This window comes from Ralstonia sp. 22111 (genome assembly GCF_052045895.1).
GTDB classification, from domain to species: Bacteria; Pseudomonadota; Gammaproteobacteria; order Burkholderiales; family Burkholderiaceae; genus Ralstonia; species Ralstonia wenshanensis.
Genome location: NZ_JBQEPR010000012.1, coordinates 73,556 through 93,619 on the forward strand (window position 1 = coordinate 73,556; position 20,064 = coordinate 93,619).

The window sequence follows — 20,064 nt, forward strand, 5'->3', positions numbered from 1 at the left end:
CCAGTTTATGAACAGCCGCGCGTCTGGTATCGATGTCATTGATGACTTTTTCTCCTCGGAGCAACTCACGGAACTGCTTGATGTGGTTCAGTGGTTGCCCGCGTACTACATTAACCGCCAGGACCATGTGAAGGGTGCCCCAAGGTACGACATCCACTGGACATATCCTTTGGTCGAGCGTGATGACGCGCTCGAAGTGGATCGTGAACCGGAGCTGCGCGCGCTCGACGAAACACTGCATCCTATTGTTGAACTGTGGGACAGGCTAAAGGAAGTGCTGGGCGCATCGCCGATGCTCTATGAATGCATGCTGACGGCTAACCCTTACGGCTTGGAGGGCCGGCCGCACTATGATTGTCCCGACCCGGCGAAGCGGCCGAGCCACGTGACGATGCTCGTGTACTGCAATCGGGAGTGGGATTTGGCGTGGGGCGGTGAGACTGTGGTGTGCGATGAGCAGGGCGAAATTGCACGAGCGGTTTTGCCCAAACCTGGCCGAATCTCGATTCTTCTGGGCGATCCCTACCACGTGGCACGTGGTGTTTCGCGTTTCTGCTTGGCGGATCGTCGTGTCTTGACCTACAAAGCTTGGCTGCGATAGATCGCGGCAACCGAAGCATGAGGGAAGCGCAAACGGGTCGCTCCGTTCACGCTCCCGATTGACTGGTGTTACATCACGCAGTGCCGCCGTCAGAACTACCGCCGCTACCGAGCGGTACGCCAGGCTTGTGCGGCAGCCGGATACGCCGATTGGCCGACCACGGATCGCTCTTCGCTTTGAGTGTTACTGCTCGATGCGAGTTTTTCATCGGAGCGCGAGAATCCGCGTCCGCTAACGACAGATCGGTCTTGGTGTTTTCCTTCATGGCAAGCTCCTAGTTAAGGAAAGGGGTGAGGAAATTTGGAACTCGGGTGGACCTTGTCAAGCATGCCCTTCGGCTCGAGTCCATAACCGAATGACAGAGGGATCAGTTGCGGGATCAAGGCCTTGCACACGCGGATAACAGTGCGGCCCTGGTCGATATAAGGACGTTCTGGCGTGATATCGAAGAAGACGGGTGAGCGGTCTTCTTCGGCGAGCTTGCTGTATAGCTCGTCGATTGACGCGGGTGCCGTTTGCGCAACAGATGCAAAGTCCACACTGCGTTGAGCATGGAGAACGCCATCAGCCCGCCGGAAATAGCGCTTCTGGCCATATAGATTGGCGTGGTCAACCGGCTCGCGAACAGTCTCTGGCTTGGCTTTGTCTTTAAAGCCCTCATTGAGGTGCGCGAATACCAGCGTTTCGACCTCGCCTAAGGCAGAGTTCACGGCCGCTGCGGTGTCGAGCCCGCTGCCGCCGCCTACGGCAGTGAACCCCTGCTCTTCATGCTGGGCCCACGCCAAGAAGCAGGGGACATAGGGCGACTCCAGCCACAAAATTCCCGCTCGGCATCCCGCGTCCTGCATTGACGCAAGCCGTTGCTGAATTGATGCAGGGAGCGTATCGGGGATGACAGCAGTACCCGGTTGCTGTGTGAACCAGTGACGCATGATCGCATCGCGCTCGATTAGCTCGAGTGTTGCCCTCGCTTTGGCTTCATCCCAATCTGTGTGCGCTGCACATCCCGACGAGGTTGGAGCGGTAATCTTGGGGCCCAATACACCCTCATGCCGAACAGATTGGCGAGGGTGGACAAGGTCAGAAACGACGCGAACCTGCTCGCCGGTGGCTTGTCGGACCCCGGTGACCCATGCATACGATTGGTTCGTGTCAAAGGCCTGAAACGGAAACGATGGGGATTGCAGCTGCGTTTTGCTATACCGCACGAAACTGTCGGGGGAGAGCGCGTTGGCAACGGAGCCGATTTTCCCGAACACGAGAGGACTGGACTCGCGGAAGCCTTGGCGCTCTACCGCTTCTGCGGCTGATTTGATGTACGCCATCCAGGGATCAGTATCGCGTCCCCAGGTGGGCTCCCCATTATCATTGCCTTCGATGCGCGCGCGCCCGAGAAAGAAAGGCATGGTGAACAGCTCAGAACGTGATTCGGACCAACCGAACTCAATTTGGCGGCATCCGTCGGCCAACGCAAGCTGTGCTTCCGATGTGGCAACGCCGAAGATTGCAGAGCCCAGAACGACTTCGCCTTCCAGGCGGCAGAGTGCCTCAACGACCGATTCCTGATAGCCACCAAACGTTAGAAAGCCCAGTCCGAGTTTGGGGGCTACCAATCCGCCATTGTGTAGTGCGGCACCTGCCTCACAAAAAAGGTATTGCAGTGCTCGGTTGCGATAACGTATAGCGCCGACTGTCGCATCGCCGGAAAGGAAGACAGCGCCCGCCGCGAACGTCAGGAACCACGGTTTAATAAACGCACGCGGAAGTAGGGCGGCGTCGTCGGAAATGGCTTCGAAGTGAATCGTCTTCCGAGTGGGGAAGTGCACGCGATACACGCCGGGCTCAAGCGGGCCGGCCGGTTCGCGCAGCACGACAAACAATTTGAGCAAATGCATTGCACCGGCCGATGCCACTGTACGACGTGCAATAGACGAGCCGAGCCGCTCATGATGTGTCGAAACCACCCCGCACATCGACCACAGCATCGATTTCAGTGCCTCGAACGAAACGGGGCCGCCGGAGAAGGTGTGAGCGGAGACGCGCGATTCGAACAGTTCGTCCAGTGGGGTGACCCCTACCTTCTCGAACGCTGCGGTATCGTCATTGCGATCTGGCGAAAAGCGCCGAGCAATTCGTCCGGTCAGTGCCGACTGCGCCGACTTCCCGTAGGGGTTAAGTTGGCGAGAGAAGCGCAGTGCTGTTTTGCAAAAGTCATTGGCGTCAATCAGGACGCCCGCCTCGAAAAGGAACGACATGAAGCGCTCAAGCTCCTCCCGGTTCTTGGCGGCCGAGACATCCTCCAGGACTTCCTTCTTTGTGCGCGTTCCATCACATAGCCTCGTAATCTGTCGAAACAGACGACGTTCTGCCTGGATCGTGATGTCCCCATCGGGCAGATGCAGCGATAACTGATTTCCGTTGATTACGCAGGGGCCGCTCAGGATGGGGCTGATGCGGTCCGGGTCATCTAGGGTTGCGAGTATTTCAGCGGGAATCGAGGAGGAGAACTGATGCGGGTTCACACGAACGTCCTTGCGGCTTTTGGGTGGAGCGGCGGGATGTTTCGCTGCTTTCCCACCACGTCTACGAACTTATCCGCAGAATTCTGAATTTGTTTAGTGCGAAAGGGGCGATATTCGGTACTTGTCCAAGCAGCGGCGCCGATGAGCGCTGGAAAGAACAGGCACCGTAAGAACAGGCCGTTTGGGCCTATACCAAGAGGGAGTGCCGCTCAGAAGAGAGCTAGGCATGATTTCCGCGACTCGCCTATTGACGACCTGGTGGTCGACGTATCCCATCATCCATGTCCTGGTGGCCCAACCGTGACAGTCGACTAGGCAGTTCAACTGGTCCCCCGCAAATCCAGGCTCCCTGCTTCTGTCGCGGAACAGTCGACGTGACGCCCGACACGGGGCTGTGACTGACAGCGCTGCGTGGACGCGTTTAAAGGTGTGCTTGGTAAGACGCCTCGACGGACTTTATTTTCATCCGACAGACTTTATTTTTACGGATCACCAGCAAGCCATCCCGGATCCCGCTACAATATCGTTGACACATCAATCGTTGATGTATCATTTGTATTCCGCCCCGTCGCCATGGCCGTCCACACCGCGCTCCCGCATTCCCATACCCAGGTTCTGCCGTTCAAGGAATCGCTCTTGGCGATGATCGGCATCTGCTTCGTCGTCGTTCTGGTCGCCTTCGATCAGACCGTGGTGGGCACCGCGTTGCCGACCGTGGTGGCCGAACTCAAGGGCTTTGAGCTGTACGCGTGGGTGGCGACGTCGTATCTCCTGACCTCCGTTGTGACGGTGCCGATCTTTGGGCGCCTGGGCGATTTTTACGGTCGCAAGCCGTTTGTGATTGCCTCCATCGTGGTGTTCACGCTGGCGTCGGTCATGTGCGGCATGGCGGGCAGCATGACGTTCCTGGTGTGGTCGCGGGCGCTGCAGGGCATTGGCGGCGGCATGCTGGTCGGCACGGCTTACGCGTGCATCCCCGATCTCTTTCCCGATGCGCGTGTACGTTTGCGCTGGCAGGTGATGCTGAGCGCGTCGTTTGGCATTGCCAACGCCATCGGCCCGACGCTGGGCGGGTGGATGACGCAGGCGTTCGGCTGGCGGTCGGTGTTTTACGTGAACATTCCGTTCGGCGTGCTGGGGCTGTGGTTTGCCTGGCGCTTCCTGCCGCATCTTCGCCAGAACGTGCATACCGGGCGTATCCGGCTGGACTGGCAGGGCGCGGTGCTGATCACGGTGGCGCTTGGGGCCCTGCAGTTGTTCGTGGAATGGCTGCCGCGGCATGGCCTGTCGCTGCCGCTCTTCGGTTGGCCGGTGCTGTCGGCTGCGGCGTTCGTAACGCTGTGGTGGTGGGAGCAGCGTGCCGAACAACCGCTGCTGCCGTTCGACATGCTGCGCAATCCGGCGCTGGCTGCGCTCTTCATGCTGGCGTTGCTGTCGGGCTTTTCGATGTTTGCGGTGCTGTTCTATGCGCCGTTGCTGTTCCAGGGCGGGTTTGGCATGTCGCCGCAGCAAGCCGGCCTGGTGATCACGCCGCTCGTGGTTTGCATCACGCTGGGCAGCATCATCAACGGGCGCATTGTCACGCGCATTCCCAAGCCCAACGCCATGCTGTATGCCGGCTTCGCGCTGCTGACCGTGGCGGTGGCCGGCATGTCGGTGTCGTCCAAGGGCATGCCGCATGCGGTGCTGACGCTGCTGATGCTGCTGGCCGGTCTGGGCCTCGGTTTCGTGCTGCCCAATCTGACCGTGTTTGCGCAGCAGACGGCCGGCCGTGCGCATCTGGGCATTGCCACGGCGCTGCTGCAATCGCTGCGCATGGTGGGCGGCATGGTGGGCACGGCGCTAGTTGGCACGTTGGTGAGCGAGCGCTATGCCTCGGGCGTTGCCAATGCACTGAGGGCCGACAGTGCGATGCAGTGGCTGCGCCAGCTTGCCGATCCCGAAATTCTCATCGATCATGACGCGCAAGCCGCCTTGCTCTCGCAGTTGCATGCCGCCGGCCACGATGGGGCGGCGCTGCTCGAAGCCGCGCGACATGTGCTGGTGAGTGCCATCCATATCGGCCTGATCGTGGCGACGGTGGTGGCGCTGATTGGCCTCTGGTATGTGCGCCGCGTGCCGCCCGTGGTGCTGCATCATGTCGAGCCCGTGCAACATACGGAATAGGCGAGACACGCCGGAGCGGTTAGGATGCGCGGTTCCCCAGCAATCTCAGCCCTGATCGATGACCTCTGAACGCGAACGCTTCGCCGTCATGCACCAGTTCGGCCGCACCTATCGTGCGTTCATGGCCGCCTTCGAGGCGCATGTCGGCCAGCCCATGCCGCGCTGGCGCATCCTGCTGGCGCTGCACGACAACACCGGCGGCGGCATGGCCCAGAAGCAGCTGGCCGAGCGCCTGCAGATGGACCCCGGCGCGCTCACCCGCCAGCTCAAGGTGCTGGAGCAGCTCGGCTGGATTGAACGCACAACGGATGCGCGCGACAACCGCCTGACCAACGTGTCGCTGTCAGACGCCGGCTTGGCCATCGTGCTCGAATGCATGCCGCGCCGCATCGCCTTCATCAATGCCACGCTCGACGGGCTGCCGGACGATCTCGTTCACGCGCTGTCCGAAGCGCTGGCGCAAATCGAAACCCGCCTGGCCGAAGTGCCGGCGCTGGCCGCCGCGGCCTCCACCGCATCCGATATCAAGACCGCAGATCGCCCCGCAGACCGTTAATGCGCGCCGAATGTGTTCCGGAGACAACCATGTCCATGGTGATCAACAGCGCGCTGTATCGAAACGGCAAGCGCGAGCGTGACCTGTCCGTCGAGGCTATCAGCGACGTGCTGCACACGCCGGGCTCGTTTGTCTGGCTGGGCCTGCATGAGCCCGACAACGCGATGCTCGACCTCGTGCAGGAGGAGTTCGGTCTGCACGATCTCGCCATTGAAGATGCCCGCAACGCGCACCAGCGGCCCAAGTTGGAGGTCTACGGCGACGTGCTCTTCATCGTGCTGAACACCGCGCAGATGGAAAACGGCAACGTCGTCTTTGGTGAGACGCACCTCTTTGTCGGTCGGGACTTTCTTGTCTCGGTGCGGCATGGGCCGTCAGCGTCGTACTCGCCGGTGCGCGAGCGCTGCGAGCGCACGCCACAACTGCTGGCCAAAGGCGCACCGTTTGCGCTGTATGCGGTGATGGACTTTGTGGTCGACAACTATCAGCCCGTGCTGGAACGCCTGCAGGAAGAGTTCGAGCACATCGAAAGCCAGATCTTTGGCGACACGTTCGACCGCGCAGCCATCGAGCGGCTCTATACGCTCAAGCGCCAGCTTCTGCGCCTGCGCAATGCTGCGCTGCCGGTGGAAGACATCGCTGGTCAGCTCGTGCGCCTGCACGAAGACGTGGTGCCCAAAGAGCTGCGCGCGTATTTTCGCGATATCGCCGATCATGCGCACCGCGCGGTCGGCGCACTCGATGTGATTCGCGAAATGCTGACCACGGCCATCTCCGTGAACGTGGCGCTGGTGTCAGTCACGCAGAACGACATTGTGAAGCGCCTGGCGGGGTGGGGCGCTATTCTGGCAATTCCGACCGTGGTGTTCAGCAACTACGGCATGAACTTCAAGGGCATGCCGGAGCTGGAGCATCCGGCGGGGTATCCCATCGTGCTGGCGTGCACGGCCACCGCTTGCGTGTGGCTCTATCGCAAGCTGCGCAAGTCGGGCTGGATCTAGGAGACAAGAGATGGCGCGCTGCTGCTGGGCGGGCGAAGACCCGCTGATGATCGCGTATCACGACACCGAGTGGGGCGTGCCCTCGCACGATGATCGCCACCTTTACGAGATGCTCATTCTCGAAGGTGCGCAGGCCGGGCTGTCGTGGCAGACCATTCTTCGCAAGCGGGCGCGGTACCAGGAGGTGTTCGAGGGGTTTGATGCGGCACGCGTGGCGCGCTTCACGCCAGCGCGCATCGAAAAGCTGCTCGCTGATCCGGGCATCGTGCGTAATCGCGCCAAGGTCGAAGGCGCGGTCATCAATGCGCGGAAGGTGCTGGAGCTTCAGGAAGAAATGGGTTCGCTCGATGCATTCCTGTGGTCGTTTGTCGATGGCAAGACCATCGTCAACCGCTGGGACAGCTACCGCGACGCACCCGCTGCGACCGACGCTTCCAAGGCGATGAGCAAGGCGCTGGTCAAGCGCGGTTTCAAGTTTGTCGGCCCGACCATCTGCTACGCCTTCATGCAGGCCACCGGCATGGTCGATGACCACGAAGCCGGGTGCTTTCGCGCTGGGAAGGCATAACGCTCAAGGGCGCTTCTTGATCCGGCGATTGTCCGTTATTCTCGCCAGTCCCAACATTGACGGAGTCGTTCTTCATGTCGCTGAATTTTCTTGGCATTGCCGGCAGCCTGCGCCGCAAATCCACCAACCAAGGCCTGCTGCGTGCCGCGTCCGCCCGTCTGCCCGCCGGCGTTGAAATGGACCTGGCCGACCTGACCGATATTCCGTTCTACAACGCCGACATCACGGACAAGCCCGCTTCGGTGGTGCGCGTGCTCGAACAGATCGGGCGTGCCGATGCACTGGTGCTGGCCTGCCCTGAATACAACTACTCGCTGGCGCCGGCGCTGAAGAACATTCTGGACTGGGCCTCGCGCGAGCCCAACAATGCGCTGCTGGCAGGCAAGCCCGTCGCGATCCTGGGTGCGGGCGGCGGCATGGGCACGTCGCGCGCGCAGTACCACCTGCGTCAGGTGTGCGTGTATCTGGACCTGCATCCGCTGAACAAGCCGGAAGTGTTTGCCAACGCGTTTGCTGGCGGCTTCTCTGCTGATGGCGATCTCACAGACGAGCGCATCGCCGGCCTGATCACCGAGCAGATGCAGGCGCTGGCCAACTGGACGTTGAAGCACAAGGCTTGAAAGACGGCTTGCAGTAGATGAGTTACTCGCCGGCGTGCAGCGTGCGGTTGCGCCCGGCGAGGGAACCTGCCACAAGCGAGGCCAGCGCAATCGCGCTGAACAGCCAGCCCATCACGGCCCAGCTGCCTGTCAGATCGTGCAGCACGCCCATGAGATACGGCCCCGCAGCGGCCATGGTGTAGCCAATGCCCTGAGTCATCGCTGACAGGCTTGCCGCCACGCGCGCATCGGCCGAGCGCAGCACGATCAGCGACAGCGCCACGCTGAAGTTGCCGCCCTGGCCAAGCCCCAGCAACACCGCCCACCACCACAGCGTTGACAGCGGTGCATAGAGGCAGCCGATCAGGCCGGCCCAGCACATCAGCATCATCAGGAACACGGCGGGGCGTTGATCGCGCCCGAGCCGCGCCACGAACGGCCCGCCCAGCGCAGTGATGAGCTGCACAAGAATCGACACCGCCACCACCACGCCCGACTGCACGGCGGATAGCCCGCGGTCTTGCAGGATCACGGGCAGCCAGCCAAACACGCAATACGCCAGCGACGATTGCAGCCCCATGTAGAACGTCACCTGCCAGGCGATCGGTTTGTCCCACAGCGACACACGCTGCAGCCGAGTAGCCGCGCCCTTGCCGTGCGCATGCCGCATGTGCGGCCACCAGCCGACAAAAGCCAGCAGCGCGGGCAGGGCCCAGAACGCCAGCGCGGGCTGCCAGCCGCCCAGCCACGCCGAAAGCGGCGCGCTTGCCCCTGCCGCCACCGCGGCACCAAAGCACAGCGCCATGGTGTAGACGCCGGTCATCAGGTCAGCCTGGCGGCCGAAGTCACGCTTGACGATGCCCGGAAACAGAATGCCCGTCACACCAATGCAGGCGCCCGCCGCCAGCGTCCCGATGAACAGCGGCGCAACGCCGCCTGCGCTGCGCAAGGCAATGCCAGCCGCCAGCGCAATGAGCAGGCCGCCCACGGCGCGTTCTGCACCAAAGCGCCGAGCCAACACCGCGGCTGCTGGCGCAAACAAGCCCAGGCACAGCACGGGCAGCGTCGTCAGCAACCCTGCCGTGGCGCCCGACAGCCCCGTGCCGGCTGTCACTTGTTTCAACACTGGCGACAGGCTCGATAGCGCAGGCCGCAGGTTCACGCCCACCAGCACCAGCCCGACAACGAGCAGGATCAGCGCGCCGGGCGAACGGCGGTCTGCTGCGTCATGCGCGGCAGGAGAGGGCGAGGCGTGTGGACGTTGGGACATGGCAGAACAGGCGTGCGGGCGAGCTGACGATTGTAGGGCGCGCGCCGGATTGGTGCATGCGCGCAGTCCAATGCCAATGATGCCGACGACGCTATTCAGCAGCGCTGAGTCGCGTAGCGAGGTCGGCCAGCACGTCTGCGGAAGGTGCGCCGCGCTCGGCTGCCAATGCCAGTGCACGCCTTGTGAGTGCCGTGTACAGCGCGGCGTGATCGGCGCCCAGTGCTTCGAGCGCTTGCAGATGTTTGGCGATGACGCCGCCGTCTCCGCGCGAGACCGGGCCCGCCAATGCGCCCGCCAGGCCACGTGCGCGTGCCGCGGCCAGCGTGCCGTCCACCAGCGGCCACATGGCAGCCACGGCCGCATCTCGGTCGATGCCCGCGGCCTCCCACAACGTGGCGGCTTCCTGCAGCGCGCACAGCAGGAAGCTGGCAGCGTAATTGGCACCGGCGTGATACAGGGCACGTTGCCCGGCACGCACCTTCAACGGCGTGCAGCCGAGCCGCAGTGCAAAGCTGGCGAGCACCGCGTCGTGCGGCGCATCGGCATCAATGGCGATGGACGCCCCGCCCAGACGTTCGGCATCGTCCGGCAAACCGGCAAACAGAAACAGCGGGTGAAAGCTGGCGGTATCCGCGCCGGCTTGGCGGGCGGCATCCAGCATGTCGCGCTCGCCGGCGCCGCTGCAGTGGAGCACGAGTTGGCCGGGTCGCCAGCGCACGTTGCCCACCACGTCCGGAATGGCGTCATCCGGCACGGTCACAAACACCCAATCGGCGGCATCCGCCACGCCTTGCGGGTCGACCGCCTTGGCCCCGGTGGCTTGCGCGAGCCACGCGACGGGTGAGCTTGAGCGGTTGGCAACCGCCACGGTGCGTACACCTGCGCTGTGCGCCCGAGTGGCCAATGCCCGCGCCAGCCGCCCTGCGCCGATCCAGCCCACGGAGACTGGCGTTTCGATTGCAATAGACGTCATGGCAAACCTCGATTTTTCATGGTCCGCATCTTATAGCGAAGCCACTTCTGTAAGCCGCGTTGCGCCAATCAGGCGGTTGGGCGGTACGGCCGGTAAACTGCACGCCTTTGCCGGCAGCGTTGGGCCGGGCGTGAACAATCGGTTTTCTTCAGGCGGACATGTCAGTGCAGGCAGGCGTTATGCAAAGCAAAAGTCGGGCAACCCTCATCGGGCTTATTGCGGTGCTGTTATGGAGTTCGATCGTCGGGTTGATCCGGGGCGTGAGCCAGCATCTGGGGGCCGTAGGTGGCGCTGCCATGATCTATACCGTCGCGTCGGTGCTGTTGGTATTGACCGTTGGCTTCAATAACTTGAAGACGTTTCCGCGGCGGTATCTGCTGTGGGGCAGCCTCTTGTTCGTGTCGTACGAGCTGTGCCTCTCGCTATCGATCGGCTATGCCAACAGCGGGCGGCAGGCGATCGAGGTCGGAATGGTCAATTACCTGTGGCCGACGTTCACGATGCTGTCGGCCATTGCCTTCAACAAACAGCGGGCGAATGCGCTGATCGTGCCGGGTGTCCTGATGTCCATCCTCGGGATTTGCTTCGTGCTTGGCGGTGATCAAGGGCTCGATATCGCCGGCATGGCCGAGAACGTCAAGGACAACCCGCTCAGTTACGGATTGGCGTTCACGGGCGCGGTGATCTGGGCGGCGTATTGCACGGTCACCAGCCGCATCGCCGAGGGCAAGAACGGCGCAACGCTGTTTTTCATCCTGACGGCGCTGGCCCTGTGGATCAAGTTTCTTGCCACCGGCGGCGGGCCGATGCACTTCAGCGTGTCGGCGCTGGTCTACCTTGCGTTGGCCGCGTCAGCAATGGGCTTCGGCTACGCCGCCTGGAACGTCGGCATCCTGCACGGCAATGTCACGGTGCTGGCTGGCGCGTCGTATTTCATCCCCGTGTTTTCTGCTGCCCTGGCGGCGGCGCTGTTGCATGCCCCGCTGTCGCTTGCATTCTGGAAGGGCGCATCGATGGTGGTTGCAGGGTCGATCCTGTGCTGGCTGGCTACGCGCGGCGGTCGCGCAAAGACGTTGTCTTCGTCCAAGTCTTCCGCCTGACGTAAGAACGGGGCACACGGGGACCTCCGCCGTTTCCGCAAATTCGCAATTAACCGCCAGGAATTCGAGAAAACCGTACATAGAGCCAGCACGGGAACGGGGCGTGCTAGATGCCGGGTAAGCCGCTGCGCCAAGACGGAACGGCGGCATACCAACACAGAAACAGGAGGCATCATGTTGAGCACCATTCTCATCATCGTTCTCATCTTGCTGCTGATCGGCGCGCTGCCGTCGTGGCCGTACAGCCGAGGTTGGGGCTACGGGCCGACGGGCGGGCTCGGGCTGATCGTGGTGATCGTGGTCATTCTTGTGCTACTGGGCTATATCTGACGCCACGCGTCGATGCCGATGCGCGCATGCTTCTGAGCATCGCCTGACCGCTTGCCGAGGGTTGGCTGAGCACCATAGCGGGGCGAGTGTCTTGCAGGCGCTTGACTGGGCATAATCCCAGCTGCGTTCCCGAAGGACACTTCCCATGAAGACAGGTCGACACGCCGTTAGCCGCGCGCCCGGCGGTCGTGCCCGATTCGCTCCGCTGATGCTGGCGCTGGTGCTGGCCGGCTGCGCGGTCGGGCCCGATTACCACATGCCGCCCCTGAGCGGCACTGAAGCCCCGCAAGCCTGGCACGCCACGCTGCCGCACCACGGCAGCCGCATGGCGCTGGCGCACTGGTGGGAGCAGTTTCACGACCCCGTGCTGACACAACTGGTGGAGCAGGCAGACGCGAGCAGCCCGACGATCGCGCAGGCGGTCGGCCGCGTGCGCGAAGCGCGTGCGAGCGTTTCCACAAGCCAGGCGGCGCTATTGCCGCAGCTGAAAGGCTCAGGCTCCGCCATTCGGCAGGGCGGGTTTGGCGGCAGCCAGTTTGCCGGCGGTGCAGGTGGGCTGTCTGCCGGGGCGCTGAGCCCCACGCTGGGCCTGGGTACGATCACCACCTTGGCGGCACAGGCCGACGCGTCGTGGGAGATCGATCTCTTTGGCGGCAAACGCCGCAGCCTGGAAGGTGCCGATGCGCGCCTGACCGCCAGTGAAGCCGATTGGCATGACGCGCGCGTGTCGCTCGCCGCCGAGGTTGCCAACGCGTACTTGCAGCAACGCGAGTGCGAGGCGCTGGTCAACATCGGCGCGGCAACCCTGTCATCCCGGCAGGAAACGCTGCAACTGACCGAACGCAAATTCCGCGCGGGCTTCGTCGCACCGGCTGATTTTGCGCAAGCGCAAGCCACGGTGGGGGATGCGGTGAATGCGCTGGAAGGCCAGCGTGCGCAATGTGCGCAGGGCATCGACAAGCTCGTCACGCTCACCGGCATTGACCACGATGCGCTGAACGGCCTCCTGTCCAAGGCCAGTGCGCAGATTCCGGCACCGCCCGATGCCGGCGTGCCCGACGTGCCGGCGCAGGTGCTGTCGCAACGGCCGGACGTGTCGTCGGCCGAGCGCGCGGTGGCGGGGGCAAGCGCCGATATCGGTGTGGCGGTGGCGAGCCGATTGCCGTCGATCACGCTGGCGGGTTCCATCGGCATCAATTCGTACCGCCTTGGCGGGCAATCTTTGACGACCAAGTCCTGGTCGTTCGGGCCGTCGGTGTCGTTGCCGATCTTTGACGGCGGCTCGGGTGCGGCGCGCGTGGAAACAGCGCGCGCCCGTTATGACCAGGCGCTGGCCAGCTATCGCAGCAAGGTGCGCCAAGCGGTGCAGGAAGTGGAAGACGCGCTGGTGCGCCTGGACGCGTCGGACCGCCGTGTCGACGCAGCCACGATGGCCGATGCGCAATACGCAAAAGTGCTGGAAGCGTCCAACGCGCGCTACCGTCTAGGCGCCGGTAGCTTGCTCCAACTGGAAGACGTGCGGCGTACGGCATTGCAGGCCTCGCAATCGCTGGCGGCCGTCAAGCTCGAACGCGCGCAGGCCTGGGTGGCGCTGTACAAGGCCGTCGGCGGCGGCTGGCGCGACGATGCGCCCAATCCTCATCCCGATAACAAGACCACTGCGCCGACCGCACAGGGCCGCGCGCATACCGGAAGCGCTTCATGACAGGACAACGAGTTTGGATGGCCGCGCTGGCGGTGGTGCTGGCCGGCGCGCTGGCGGCGTGCGGCAAATCTGCGGAGAGCAAGAACAAGGAACAGCCGCCTGCCAAGCCGGCGCTTGCCGTCAACGTTGCGCATCTGGCACAGCACCTGTGGCCCCGCGCTGCGACGGCCAGCGGTGCCGTGCAGCCGTGGCAGGAAGCCAGCATTGGCGCCGAGGTGAACGGGTTGAAGCTGGCGGAAGTGCTCGTCAATGTGGGCGATGTGGTCAAGCAAGGCCAACTGCTTGCACGACTGTCGGATGAGACCGTGCGCGCCGATGTGGCCGCCCAACGCGCCAGCCTGGCCGAAGCCGAGGCCTCGGCCGCGCAGGCGGCCGGCGAGGCCCACCGCGCGCATGAACTCGACAAGAGCGGTGCGATCAGCCAACAGGATCTGATCCAGTACGACACGCAGGCCAAGACGGCGGCTGCCAAGCTGGCCGCAGCACGCGCGCAGTTCGAGAGCCAGGAATTGCGCTTGCGCTACACGCGCGTGGTGGCACCCGACGACGGCGTGATCAGCGCACGCACGGCCACCGTGGGCGCTGTGGTGTCGTCCGGCACCGAACTCTTCAAGCTCATCCGGAAGAACCGCCTGGAATGGCGTGCCGAGATGCACGGCGACGTTCTGCCCCGCATCCAGCCGGGACAGGCCGCACGCCTGCGCCGCATGGATGGCGGCGTGGTGAACGGCCGCGTGCGCCAGGTCGCTCCCACGGTTGACGCCAACACGCGCAATGGCCTCGTCTATGTCGATCTGCCGCCGGAAGCAGCAGCCTCGGGCGTAAAAGCGGGCATGTATCTCTCGGGCGATGTGCTGCTCGGCGATGCGCCGGCCGCGACATTGCCGGAGACCGCCGTGTTCTCGCGCGATGGCTACGACTACGTGATGGTGATCGGCCAGCAAGGCCGCGTGCGTCAGACCAAGGTGACGGTTGGCCGCCGCCAGGACGGGAAAGTTGAAATCGTGCAAGGCATCGGCGCGAATGACGGCGTGGTCGCCGCAGGGGCAGCATTCCTGAGCGATGGCGATGTGGTGCGTGTGGCCGCCGCCGGTGCAGCCGCCGCGCCCGCCGCATCGTCGCCCGCAGCCGGAGCCAAGCCATGAACTTTTCTGCCTGGGCGATCCGCAAGCCGATTCCGTCGATCCTGTTGTTCATCCTGATCACGGTGGCGGGGTTGGTGTCGTTCAAGATGCTGTCGATCCAGAACTTTCCGGACATCGACTTTCCTGCGGTTTCCGTGACGGCCAGCCTGCCGGGCGCCACGCCCACGCAGATGGAAACCGAAGTCACGCGCAAGATCGAAGACAGCATTGCCAGCATCGGCGCGATCAAGCACATCACGTCCACCATCAACGACGGCAGTTCGACCACGATGGTCGAGTTCCAGCTTGAGAAGGATGTGCAGGAAGCGGTAAACGATGTGCGCGATGCGGTCAGCCGTATCCGCGCGCAATTGCCGTCCGACGTGCAGGAGCCGGTCATCTCCCGCGTGACGTTCGCGAGCATGCCCGTGTTGACGTACGCCGTGGAAGCGTCTGACATGGATGCAGAGGACCTGTCCTGGTTCGTCGACAACACGGTCAACAAGCGGCTGCTGTCGGTGCATGGCGTGGCCAAGGTGACGCGCCAGGGCGGTGTGGACCGCGAAGTGCGCGTGCAGCTTGATCCCGTGCGTCTGCAGGCATTGAACGTCTCGGCGGCGGATATCAGCGCGCAAGTGCGCGGCATGCAGCAGGAAGCGCCGGGTGGGCGCGGCAACATCGGCGGGCAGGAGCAGGCGGTGCGCACGCTCGGCACCGTGAAGAGCGCGCGCGAACTGGCGCAGATGGACATCCCGTTGTCCGACGGCCGGCGCATCCGCCTGTCGGATGTTGCTGACGTGCGCGACACGGCGGCCGAGCCGCGCCAGATGGCGCTGTTCGACGGCAAGCCGGTCGTGAGCTTCCAGGTGTTCCGCTCACGCGGCGCAAGCGAAATCTCAGTGGCCAAGGGCGTGCGCGAGGCGCTGGGCGCATTGCAGGCCGAGCGGCCCAACGTGCATGTGACCGAGGTCTACAACATGGTCAAGCCGGTGTCGGATGCCTACACCGCGTCGATGCACGCGCTGTACGAAGGCGCCATCCTGGCGGTGATCGTGGTGTGGCTGTTCCTGCGCGATTGGCGGGCCACGTTCGTGTCGGCCGTGGCGCTGCCGCTCTCAATCATCCCGACCTTCGCGGCCATGCAGTTGCTGGACTTCACGCTCAACGGCATCACGCTGCTGGCGCTCACGCTGGTGGTCGGGATTCTGGTCGACGATGCCATCGTGGAGGTGGAGAACATCGTGCGCCACCTGCGCAACGGCAAGAAGCCGCTGGAGGCTGCCATGGAGGCGGCGCAGGAGATTGGCCTGGCCGTGGTGGCGACGTCGCTCACGCTGGTGGCGGTGTTTCTGCCGACGGCCTTCATGGGCGGTATCTCGGGCAAGTTCTTCAAGCAGTTCGGATGGACGGCGTCGCTGGCGGTGCTGGCCTCGCTGCTGGTGGCACGGCTGCTTACGCCCATGATGGCCGCGTACATGCTCAAGCCGCAGGACGAGCCCAACCGCGACGGCTGGATCATGACGCGCTACCTGCAGGCCGCACGCTGGTGTCTTGTGCATCCGTGGAAGACGGGGGGCATGGCGGCGGCGTTCTTCGTCGTGTCGGTCGCCATCATCGGCCTGATTCCGGCAACGTTCCTGCCGCCCGAAGACTGGGCGCAACTCCAGATGACGGTGGAAAGCCCGCCGGGCAGCACGATCGCCCAGACGCGCGACAACACCGAGCGCGTGCGCAAGATCGTGATGCAGCACAAGGAAGTCCGTCACGTCTATACGGCCATCGGCTCGGGCGTGATGGCCGGTGTGCCGGGCTCCAGCGGCGGCGAGGTGCGCACAGGCACACTCACGATTTCACTCACCGACCGGCATGATCGACACGTCAAGCAGCAGGACGTCCAACGCCAGTTGCGCGAAATGCTCGAAGGCGTGCCAGGCGTGCGGATCTCGTTCGGCGCGGTGGGCTCCGGCGAGCAACTCCAGGTGGTACTGACCGGCGACGACCCCGCCACGCTGCAGCAGGCCGCACGCGATGTGATGCGCGATCTGCGGACCGTGCCGGGGCTCGGTGCGGTGACCTCGTCCGCGAGTTTGCTGCGGCCCGAAATCGTCATCCGCCCGGACTTTGCGCGTGCGGCGCAGCAAGGGGTGACCGCCGCCGCCATCGGCCAGGCCGTGCGCGTGGCCACCGCCGGCGACTACGACGTCAACCTGCCGAAGCTGAACCTGCCCGAGCGGCAGGTGTACATCCGCGTTGAACTCGACCCGAAGGCGCGCAACCAGATCGACACGATCCGCCAGTTGCGCGTGCCGGGCCGCAACGGCGCGGTGCCGCTGGAGAACATCGCCGATATTTCCATTGGCAGCGGCCCCGCGCAGATCGACCGCTATGACCGCAGCCGCAACGTCACCATCAGCGTCGGGCTGGAGGGGCGCGCGCTGGGCGATACCAACATGGCGGTGGAGGCGCTGCCGTCCATCAAGAACTTGCCGCCGGGCGTGCGTCGCATTGCCTCGGGCGATGTGGAGGGCATGCAGGAGCTGTTCAGCAGCTTCTTCCTCGCCATGTTTGCGGGTGTGCTGTGCGTGTATGCGGTGCTGGTGCTGCTCTTCCACGACTTCACCCAGCCGGTGACGATCCTGGCGGCGCTGCCGCTGTCGGTGGGCGGTGCGTTTGGGCTGTTGGCGCTGTTCGGCTTCAGCTTGTCGCTGCCGGCGTTGATCGGCTTGCTGATGCTGATGGGCATCGTGACCAAGAACTCGATCCTGTTGGTCGAATACGCCATCGTTGCGCGACGCGATCTCGGCATGTCGCGCACCGAGGCGATCATCGACGCCTGCCACAAGCGCGCCCGCCCCATCGTCATGACGACGGTGGCCATGACGGCGGGCATGGTGCCGATGGCGCTCGGTCTCGAAGGCGATGCAGGCTTCCGCGCACCGATGGCGGTGGCGGTGATCGGCGGTCTGCTGACTTCTACGCTGCTGAGCCTGCTGGTGGTGCCGGTGGTGTTCGAGAAGGTGGATGACTTCAGGGAGTGGGCGCTGCGTAAGTTCCGTGGCGTGCGCCATCACGGGCGCAGTGCTGAGCCTGTACCACAGCAGGAGCAGCGGTAACGGCAGCGCCGTCCATGCCTCACGGAAGCCGCCGAAGCGACGGCCACTGGGGCGCTACAGGGAAGCGTCTCCGTCTTCGGCAATCGATTCCATGGGGTGGCGGCCCCGACGCGCGACGGCGGGCAGCGTCGAGGAAGTCAGCACTGGGCCTTGTTGTCGCGCCCAACGCGGCGCGCGCACTGCGTCAAATGCGGGGTTGTCCATGACCGCATCCTCGCGATCAACCGAAAAGCGTGAGAGCGCGGCCGCAAACTGATGTGCGTCGGCGTGATAGCCGAGTCCGGGCGGGCCGCTGGTTTGCGGGCGTTTGCCGTTGTACCCGTCGGTGTCGGTCAAGCCGAGCTTGAGCTGTACAAGCCCCGGGTACCGGTAACCGCCCGGGCCCTTCATGATCCCCATCAGCCCGCGATGTGGCGCGCGGGCATAGTCGAGGGTGACCGCAACGCCGCGGGGCTTGCCGTAATCGACATCGAGCGGGCCGCCCCTGGTGGCGCGGCGGCCCTGGTTATTGTTCAGGAGTTGCGGGTCCAGCAAGATCATGGACGGCTGCCTTGGCAGCAGAATACGGCTCTCAACCGTCGCGCGAAAGCTCTGCGCCATGGCTCCGCCCATAGAAGCGCCAGAAATGAAATCCAGTTCGACATGGTTGGGCCGGGACAGAATCTTCGCGAACAATTCACCGGCCCGCTTGGTCGCGCGGTCGACATCGCCAATCCGGCCGAAGGCGCTGCTGATGTCCTGGCGCACATCCCGGAAGTTCTGTGTGCCGCCGAAGAACATGCGCACACGCTGCGGCCCGTCGGCTCCATCGGCACGCGCAGGTTCCAGTGCGAGGCTGATGTGAGCGACTCGCATGGCGCTGACTAGTTCAGCGTGTTCAGCCTCCGTCAGGGCGCCGGATAAGGCGGGATGTTCTATCGCTGAAAGACCGTAGTTGCGGAAGTCGCCGCCGATTTCCTTGGCAAATTTCGAAAACGTTTCGCGTATGGCGTCCCGCTGCTGTCCGCGCACGTTCGCGTCTTCCGACGACAGGGCACCGAATCCCAATGCCTCAGAAAGCGCACTGGCGTCCCGGTCTGGCAATTCGTCGAACGTGCGCAGCGCGTCGTGGACGAGGTTGATCTTGTGCCCCGATTTCAGATTGTTGATTGCAGGCTTGGCCGCGCGTGCTGTCGCTGGCGGCACCCGGACGTCGGGCGCCACCCGCAACTCAGCCAACGGATTCGTGGGCAGCCCTGAGCGTCGCGTATTGGCCGTTGCTGCGTCGGAGGGCAGTGACTTTCGGTCACGAAGGTTGCCGATCCACGTCTCGCGTTTGGCAAGTTCCAGAAACGCCTTTGCCGCCACGCCCGTCTTGGGGATGGTGTCCGGCGATCCGCCAAATCGCATCGTCAACACGCGCGCGAACGTGCGGCCTGCTCCGTTTGGCGTGCGCAGATCAGGGTTATGCGCCAGCATGGCGAGCACCGTGTCTTTGTTCGCAGCCTGGGCGAGCCGCATGACCGCCGTATTGCCGCGCGCGTCTCGGGCATCGATTGGCGCGCCCGCACGGACGAGCATATCGACGGCTTGCGCAGAGCGCGCGTTAAACAGCGGTGTTGCGCCTTGATTGTTGGTCGCGTGCACATCGGCACCGGCTTCGAGCAATTGCTCCAAAAGCGCGGTGTCACGTCCTGCCACGGTATGCAGCGGCGTATTGCCAACGCTGTCCTGCGCGTTGACATTCGCGCCGTGCGTGACCAGCGCCTTGGCCAGCCGGAAGTTGTCGCAGCCCAGTGCGCTCACGAGCAGCGGGTCGCCATGGTGGTCAACGGCATTCACGAGGTCAGGATGCTTGGCGAGAATCTCTTCGAGCCGCTCGGACGAAAAATCGTGCTGCCAGACCATGTCGAGCACCTCTGCGCGATGCTCGGCCTGATGCAGGAATGTCATGCCCCAGCCATCGCCGGGTGGAATCGACGGTGCGGCGCCCTGACTATTGGGCGACGTTGCCGACGCTGTTTCCCGGCGGGTTGTGCTTGATGACCATTGCGCGCCTGCACGAATCGCCTTGATGGCGTCGTGTAGCTCCGGGTCGGCGGACGTGCGCCCCGAAACCTTTGGGCTGCTTGTAGAGGCGGCGCTGATGGCTGGCGGTGTTCCTGTGTGCCTGCGTGCGGGCAGCCGGCTAAGTTGAGGCGAAGCTTTGCGAGCGCTGCGCCCCGTGCTGCTCGTCTGCTCCGGTGCTTGCCGGACATCGGCAACGCGGTTTGTGGGCGCAGACGAAGCGAGCCAAGTGCGAACAAGGGAGACCGGGCTTTTCATGGGATCGTCCCATCGATATTAGAAAACACGAATCACTGGATTCAATAGTGTTTTCTGCACGTGTCAGCCGCGTACCGTGTTGCGAAATGGTGAGTGCGTGCGCGAAGCGGCGCTGCCTTGTTGGTTGACAAT

At 63.9% G+C, this 20,064-nt stretch carries 16 protein-coding genes; 11 read left to right on the forward strand and 5 right to left on the reverse strand.

Features of this window, described 5'->3' with window-relative positions; all coding sequences use genetic code 11:
- Window positions 1-7: 7 nt before the first annotated feature.
- Window positions 8-601, forward strand: a complete 594-nt coding sequence (locus ACTJK4_RS23205; protein WP_433868142.1) for a 2OG-Fe(II) oxygenase — start codon at window positions 8-10, stop codon at window positions 599-601.
- Window positions 602-674: 73 nt separating this feature from the next.
- Here ACTJK4_RS23205 and ACTJK4_RS23210 read toward each other — a convergent pair whose 3' ends face one another.
- Both ACTJK4_RS23210 and ACTJK4_RS23215 read right to left on the reverse strand, forming a co-directional pair.
- Window positions 675-866 (reverse strand): hypothetical protein, encoded by a 192-nt coding sequence (locus tag ACTJK4_RS23210; RefSeq protein ID WP_433868141.1) that lies wholly within the window; start codon window positions 864-866, stop codon window positions 675-677.
- A gap of 13 nt (window positions 867-879) precedes the next feature.
- The gene (locus ACTJK4_RS23215; protein WP_433868140.1) at window positions 880-3,123 is read right to left on the reverse strand and encodes a YcaO-like family protein; all 2,244 of its coding nucleotides are present in this window, start codon (window positions 3,121-3,123) and stop codon (window positions 880-882) included.
- A 573-nt stretch (window positions 3,124-3,696) separates the two neighbouring features.
- On the opposite strand from ACTJK4_RS23215, the gene ACTJK4_RS23220 reads away from it, so the two are divergent.
- From ACTJK4_RS23220 to ACTJK4_RS23240, 5 genes are all read left to right on the forward strand, one after another.
- Window positions 3,697-5,289, forward strand: a complete 1,593-nt coding sequence (locus ACTJK4_RS23220) for an MFS transporter (RefSeq protein ID WP_433868102.1) — start codon at window positions 3,697-3,699, stop codon at window positions 5,287-5,289.
- Between the two features lie 58 nt (window positions 5,290-5,347).
- The gene (locus tag ACTJK4_RS23225) at window positions 5,348-5,845 is read left to right on the forward strand and encodes a MarR family winged helix-turn-helix transcriptional regulator (RefSeq protein WP_232039267.1); all 498 of its coding nucleotides are present in this window, start codon (window positions 5,348-5,350) and stop codon (window positions 5,843-5,845) included.
- Between the two features lie 29 nt (window positions 5,846-5,874).
- Window positions 5,875-6,846: a magnesium and cobalt transport protein CorA gene (locus ACTJK4_RS23230; RefSeq protein ID WP_232039268.1), complete on the forward strand. Its 972-nt coding sequence runs from the start codon at window positions 5,875-5,877 to the stop codon at window positions 6,844-6,846.
- Between the two features lie 10 nt (window positions 6,847-6,856).
- Window positions 6,857-7,414, forward strand: a complete 558-nt coding sequence (locus ACTJK4_RS23235; protein WP_322018949.1) for a DNA-3-methyladenine glycosylase I — start codon at window positions 6,857-6,859, stop codon at window positions 7,412-7,414.
- Window positions 7,415-7,488: 74 nt separating this feature from the next.
- Window positions 7,489-8,034 (forward strand): NADPH-dependent FMN reductase, encoded by a 546-nt coding sequence (locus ACTJK4_RS23240; RefSeq protein ID WP_232039270.1) that lies wholly within the window; start codon window positions 7,489-7,491, stop codon window positions 8,032-8,034.
- Between the two features lie 22 nt (window positions 8,035-8,056).
- On the opposite strand, the gene ACTJK4_RS23245 is transcribed toward ACTJK4_RS23240, so the two are convergent.
- Both ACTJK4_RS23245 and ACTJK4_RS23250 read right to left on the reverse strand, forming a co-directional pair.
- Window positions 8,057-9,283: a CynX/NimT family MFS transporter gene (locus ACTJK4_RS23245; RefSeq protein WP_433868101.1), complete on the reverse strand. Its 1,227-nt coding sequence runs from the start codon at window positions 9,281-9,283 to the stop codon at window positions 8,057-8,059.
- A 91-nt stretch (window positions 9,284-9,374) separates the two neighbouring features.
- Window positions 9,375-10,256: a Rossmann-like and DUF2520 domain-containing protein gene (locus ACTJK4_RS23250; protein ID WP_433868100.1), complete on the reverse strand. Its 882-nt coding sequence runs from the start codon at window positions 10,254-10,256 to the stop codon at window positions 9,375-9,377.
- Window positions 10,257-10,435: 179 nt separating this feature from the next.
- On the opposite strand from ACTJK4_RS23250, the gene yddG reads away from it, so the two are divergent.
- From yddG to ACTJK4_RS23275, 5 genes are all read left to right on the forward strand, one after another.
- A complete protein-coding gene (gene yddG / locus ACTJK4_RS23255; RefSeq protein WP_433868099.1) occupies window positions 10,436-11,356 on the forward strand; it encodes an aromatic amino acid DMT transporter YddG in 921 nt (306 codons plus the stop codon).
- 174 nt (window positions 11,357-11,530) lie between these two features.
- Complete coding sequence (locus ACTJK4_RS23260) at window positions 11,531-11,686, forward strand: DUF3309 family protein (RefSeq protein WP_004634893.1); 156 nt, start codon at window positions 11,531-11,533, stop codon at window positions 11,684-11,686.
- Between the two features lie 145 nt (window positions 11,687-11,831).
- Window positions 11,832-13,391 carry an efflux transporter outer membrane subunit gene (locus tag ACTJK4_RS23265; RefSeq protein ID WP_414562467.1) on the forward strand — a complete coding sequence of 520 codons (1,560 nt, stop codon included), beginning with the start codon at window positions 11,832-11,834 and terminating at the stop codon, window positions 13,389-13,391.
- Window positions 13,388-14,536: an efflux RND transporter periplasmic adaptor subunit gene (locus tag ACTJK4_RS23270; RefSeq protein ID WP_316871955.1), complete on the forward strand. Its 1,149-nt coding sequence runs from the start codon at window positions 13,388-13,390 to the stop codon at window positions 14,534-14,536. The genes ACTJK4_RS23265 and ACTJK4_RS23270 overlap by 4 nt, the downstream gene beginning before the upstream one ends.
- On the forward strand, window positions 14,533-17,628 hold the full coding sequence (locus tag ACTJK4_RS23275) for an efflux RND transporter permease subunit (RefSeq protein ID WP_316871954.1): 3,096 nt from the start codon (window positions 14,533-14,535) through the stop codon (window positions 17,626-17,628). The genes ACTJK4_RS23270 and ACTJK4_RS23275 overlap by 4 nt, the downstream gene beginning before the upstream one ends.
- A gap of 54 nt (window positions 17,629-17,682) precedes the next feature.
- On the opposite strand, the gene ACTJK4_RS23280 is transcribed toward ACTJK4_RS23275, so the two are convergent.
- Window positions 17,683-19,413, reverse strand: coding sequence for an ankyrin repeat domain-containing protein (locus ACTJK4_RS23280; protein ID WP_316871953.1), 1,731 nt, complete (start codon window positions 19,411-19,413; stop codon window positions 17,683-17,685).
- Between the last annotated feature and the right edge of the window lie 651 nt (window positions 19,414-20,064).

What these genes read in the sequence shown, in the direction of transcription:
- ACTJK4_RS23205 (WP_433868142.1), top strand. Translation starts at nt 8, where the DNA reads ATGAACAGCCGCGCGTCTGGTATCGATGTCATTGATGACTTTTTCTCC.
- ACTJK4_RS23210 (WP_433868141.1), bottom strand. Translation starts at nt 866, where the DNA reads ATGAAGGAAAACACCAAGACCGATCTGTCGTTAGCGGACGCGGATTCT.
- ACTJK4_RS23220 (WP_433868102.1), top strand. Translation starts at nt 3,697, where the DNA reads ATGGCCGTCCACACCGCGCTCCCGCATTCCCATACCCAGGTTCTGCCG.
- ACTJK4_RS23225 (WP_232039267.1), top strand. Translation starts at nt 5,348, where the DNA reads ATGACCTCTGAACGCGAACGCTTCGCCGTCATGCACCAGTTCGGCCGC.
- ACTJK4_RS23230 (WP_232039268.1), top strand. Translation starts at nt 5,875, where the DNA reads ATGTCCATGGTGATCAACAGCGCGCTGTATCGAAACGGCAAGCGCGAG.
- ACTJK4_RS23235 (WP_322018949.1), top strand. Translation starts at nt 6,857, where the DNA reads ATGGCGCGCTGCTGCTGGGCGGGCGAAGACCCGCTGATGATCGCGTAT.
- ACTJK4_RS23240 (WP_232039270.1), top strand. Translation starts at nt 7,489, where the DNA reads ATGTCGCTGAATTTTCTTGGCATTGCCGGCAGCCTGCGCCGCAAATCC.
- ACTJK4_RS23245 (WP_433868101.1), bottom strand. Translation starts at nt 9,283, where the DNA reads ATGTCCCAACGTCCACACGCCTCGCCCTCTCCTGCCGCGCATGACGCA.
- ACTJK4_RS23250 (WP_433868100.1), bottom strand. Translation starts at nt 10,256, where the DNA reads ATGACGTCTATTGCAATCGAAACGCCAGTCTCCGTGGGCTGGATCGGC.
- yddG (WP_433868099.1), top strand. Translation starts at nt 10,436, where the DNA reads ATGCAAAGCAAAAGTCGGGCAACCCTCATCGGGCTTATTGCGGTGCTG.
- ACTJK4_RS23260 (WP_004634893.1), top strand. Translation starts at nt 11,531, where the DNA reads ATGTTGAGCACCATTCTCATCATCGTTCTCATCTTGCTGCTGATCGGC.
- ACTJK4_RS23265 (WP_414562467.1), top strand. Translation starts at nt 11,832, where the DNA reads ATGAAGACAGGTCGACACGCCGTTAGCCGCGCGCCCGGCGGTCGTGCC.
- ACTJK4_RS23270 (WP_316871955.1), top strand. Translation starts at nt 13,388, where the DNA reads ATGACAGGACAACGAGTTTGGATGGCCGCGCTGGCGGTGGTGCTGGCC.
- ACTJK4_RS23275 (WP_316871954.1), top strand. Translation starts at nt 14,533, where the DNA reads ATGAACTTTTCTGCCTGGGCGATCCGCAAGCCGATTCCGTCGATCCTG.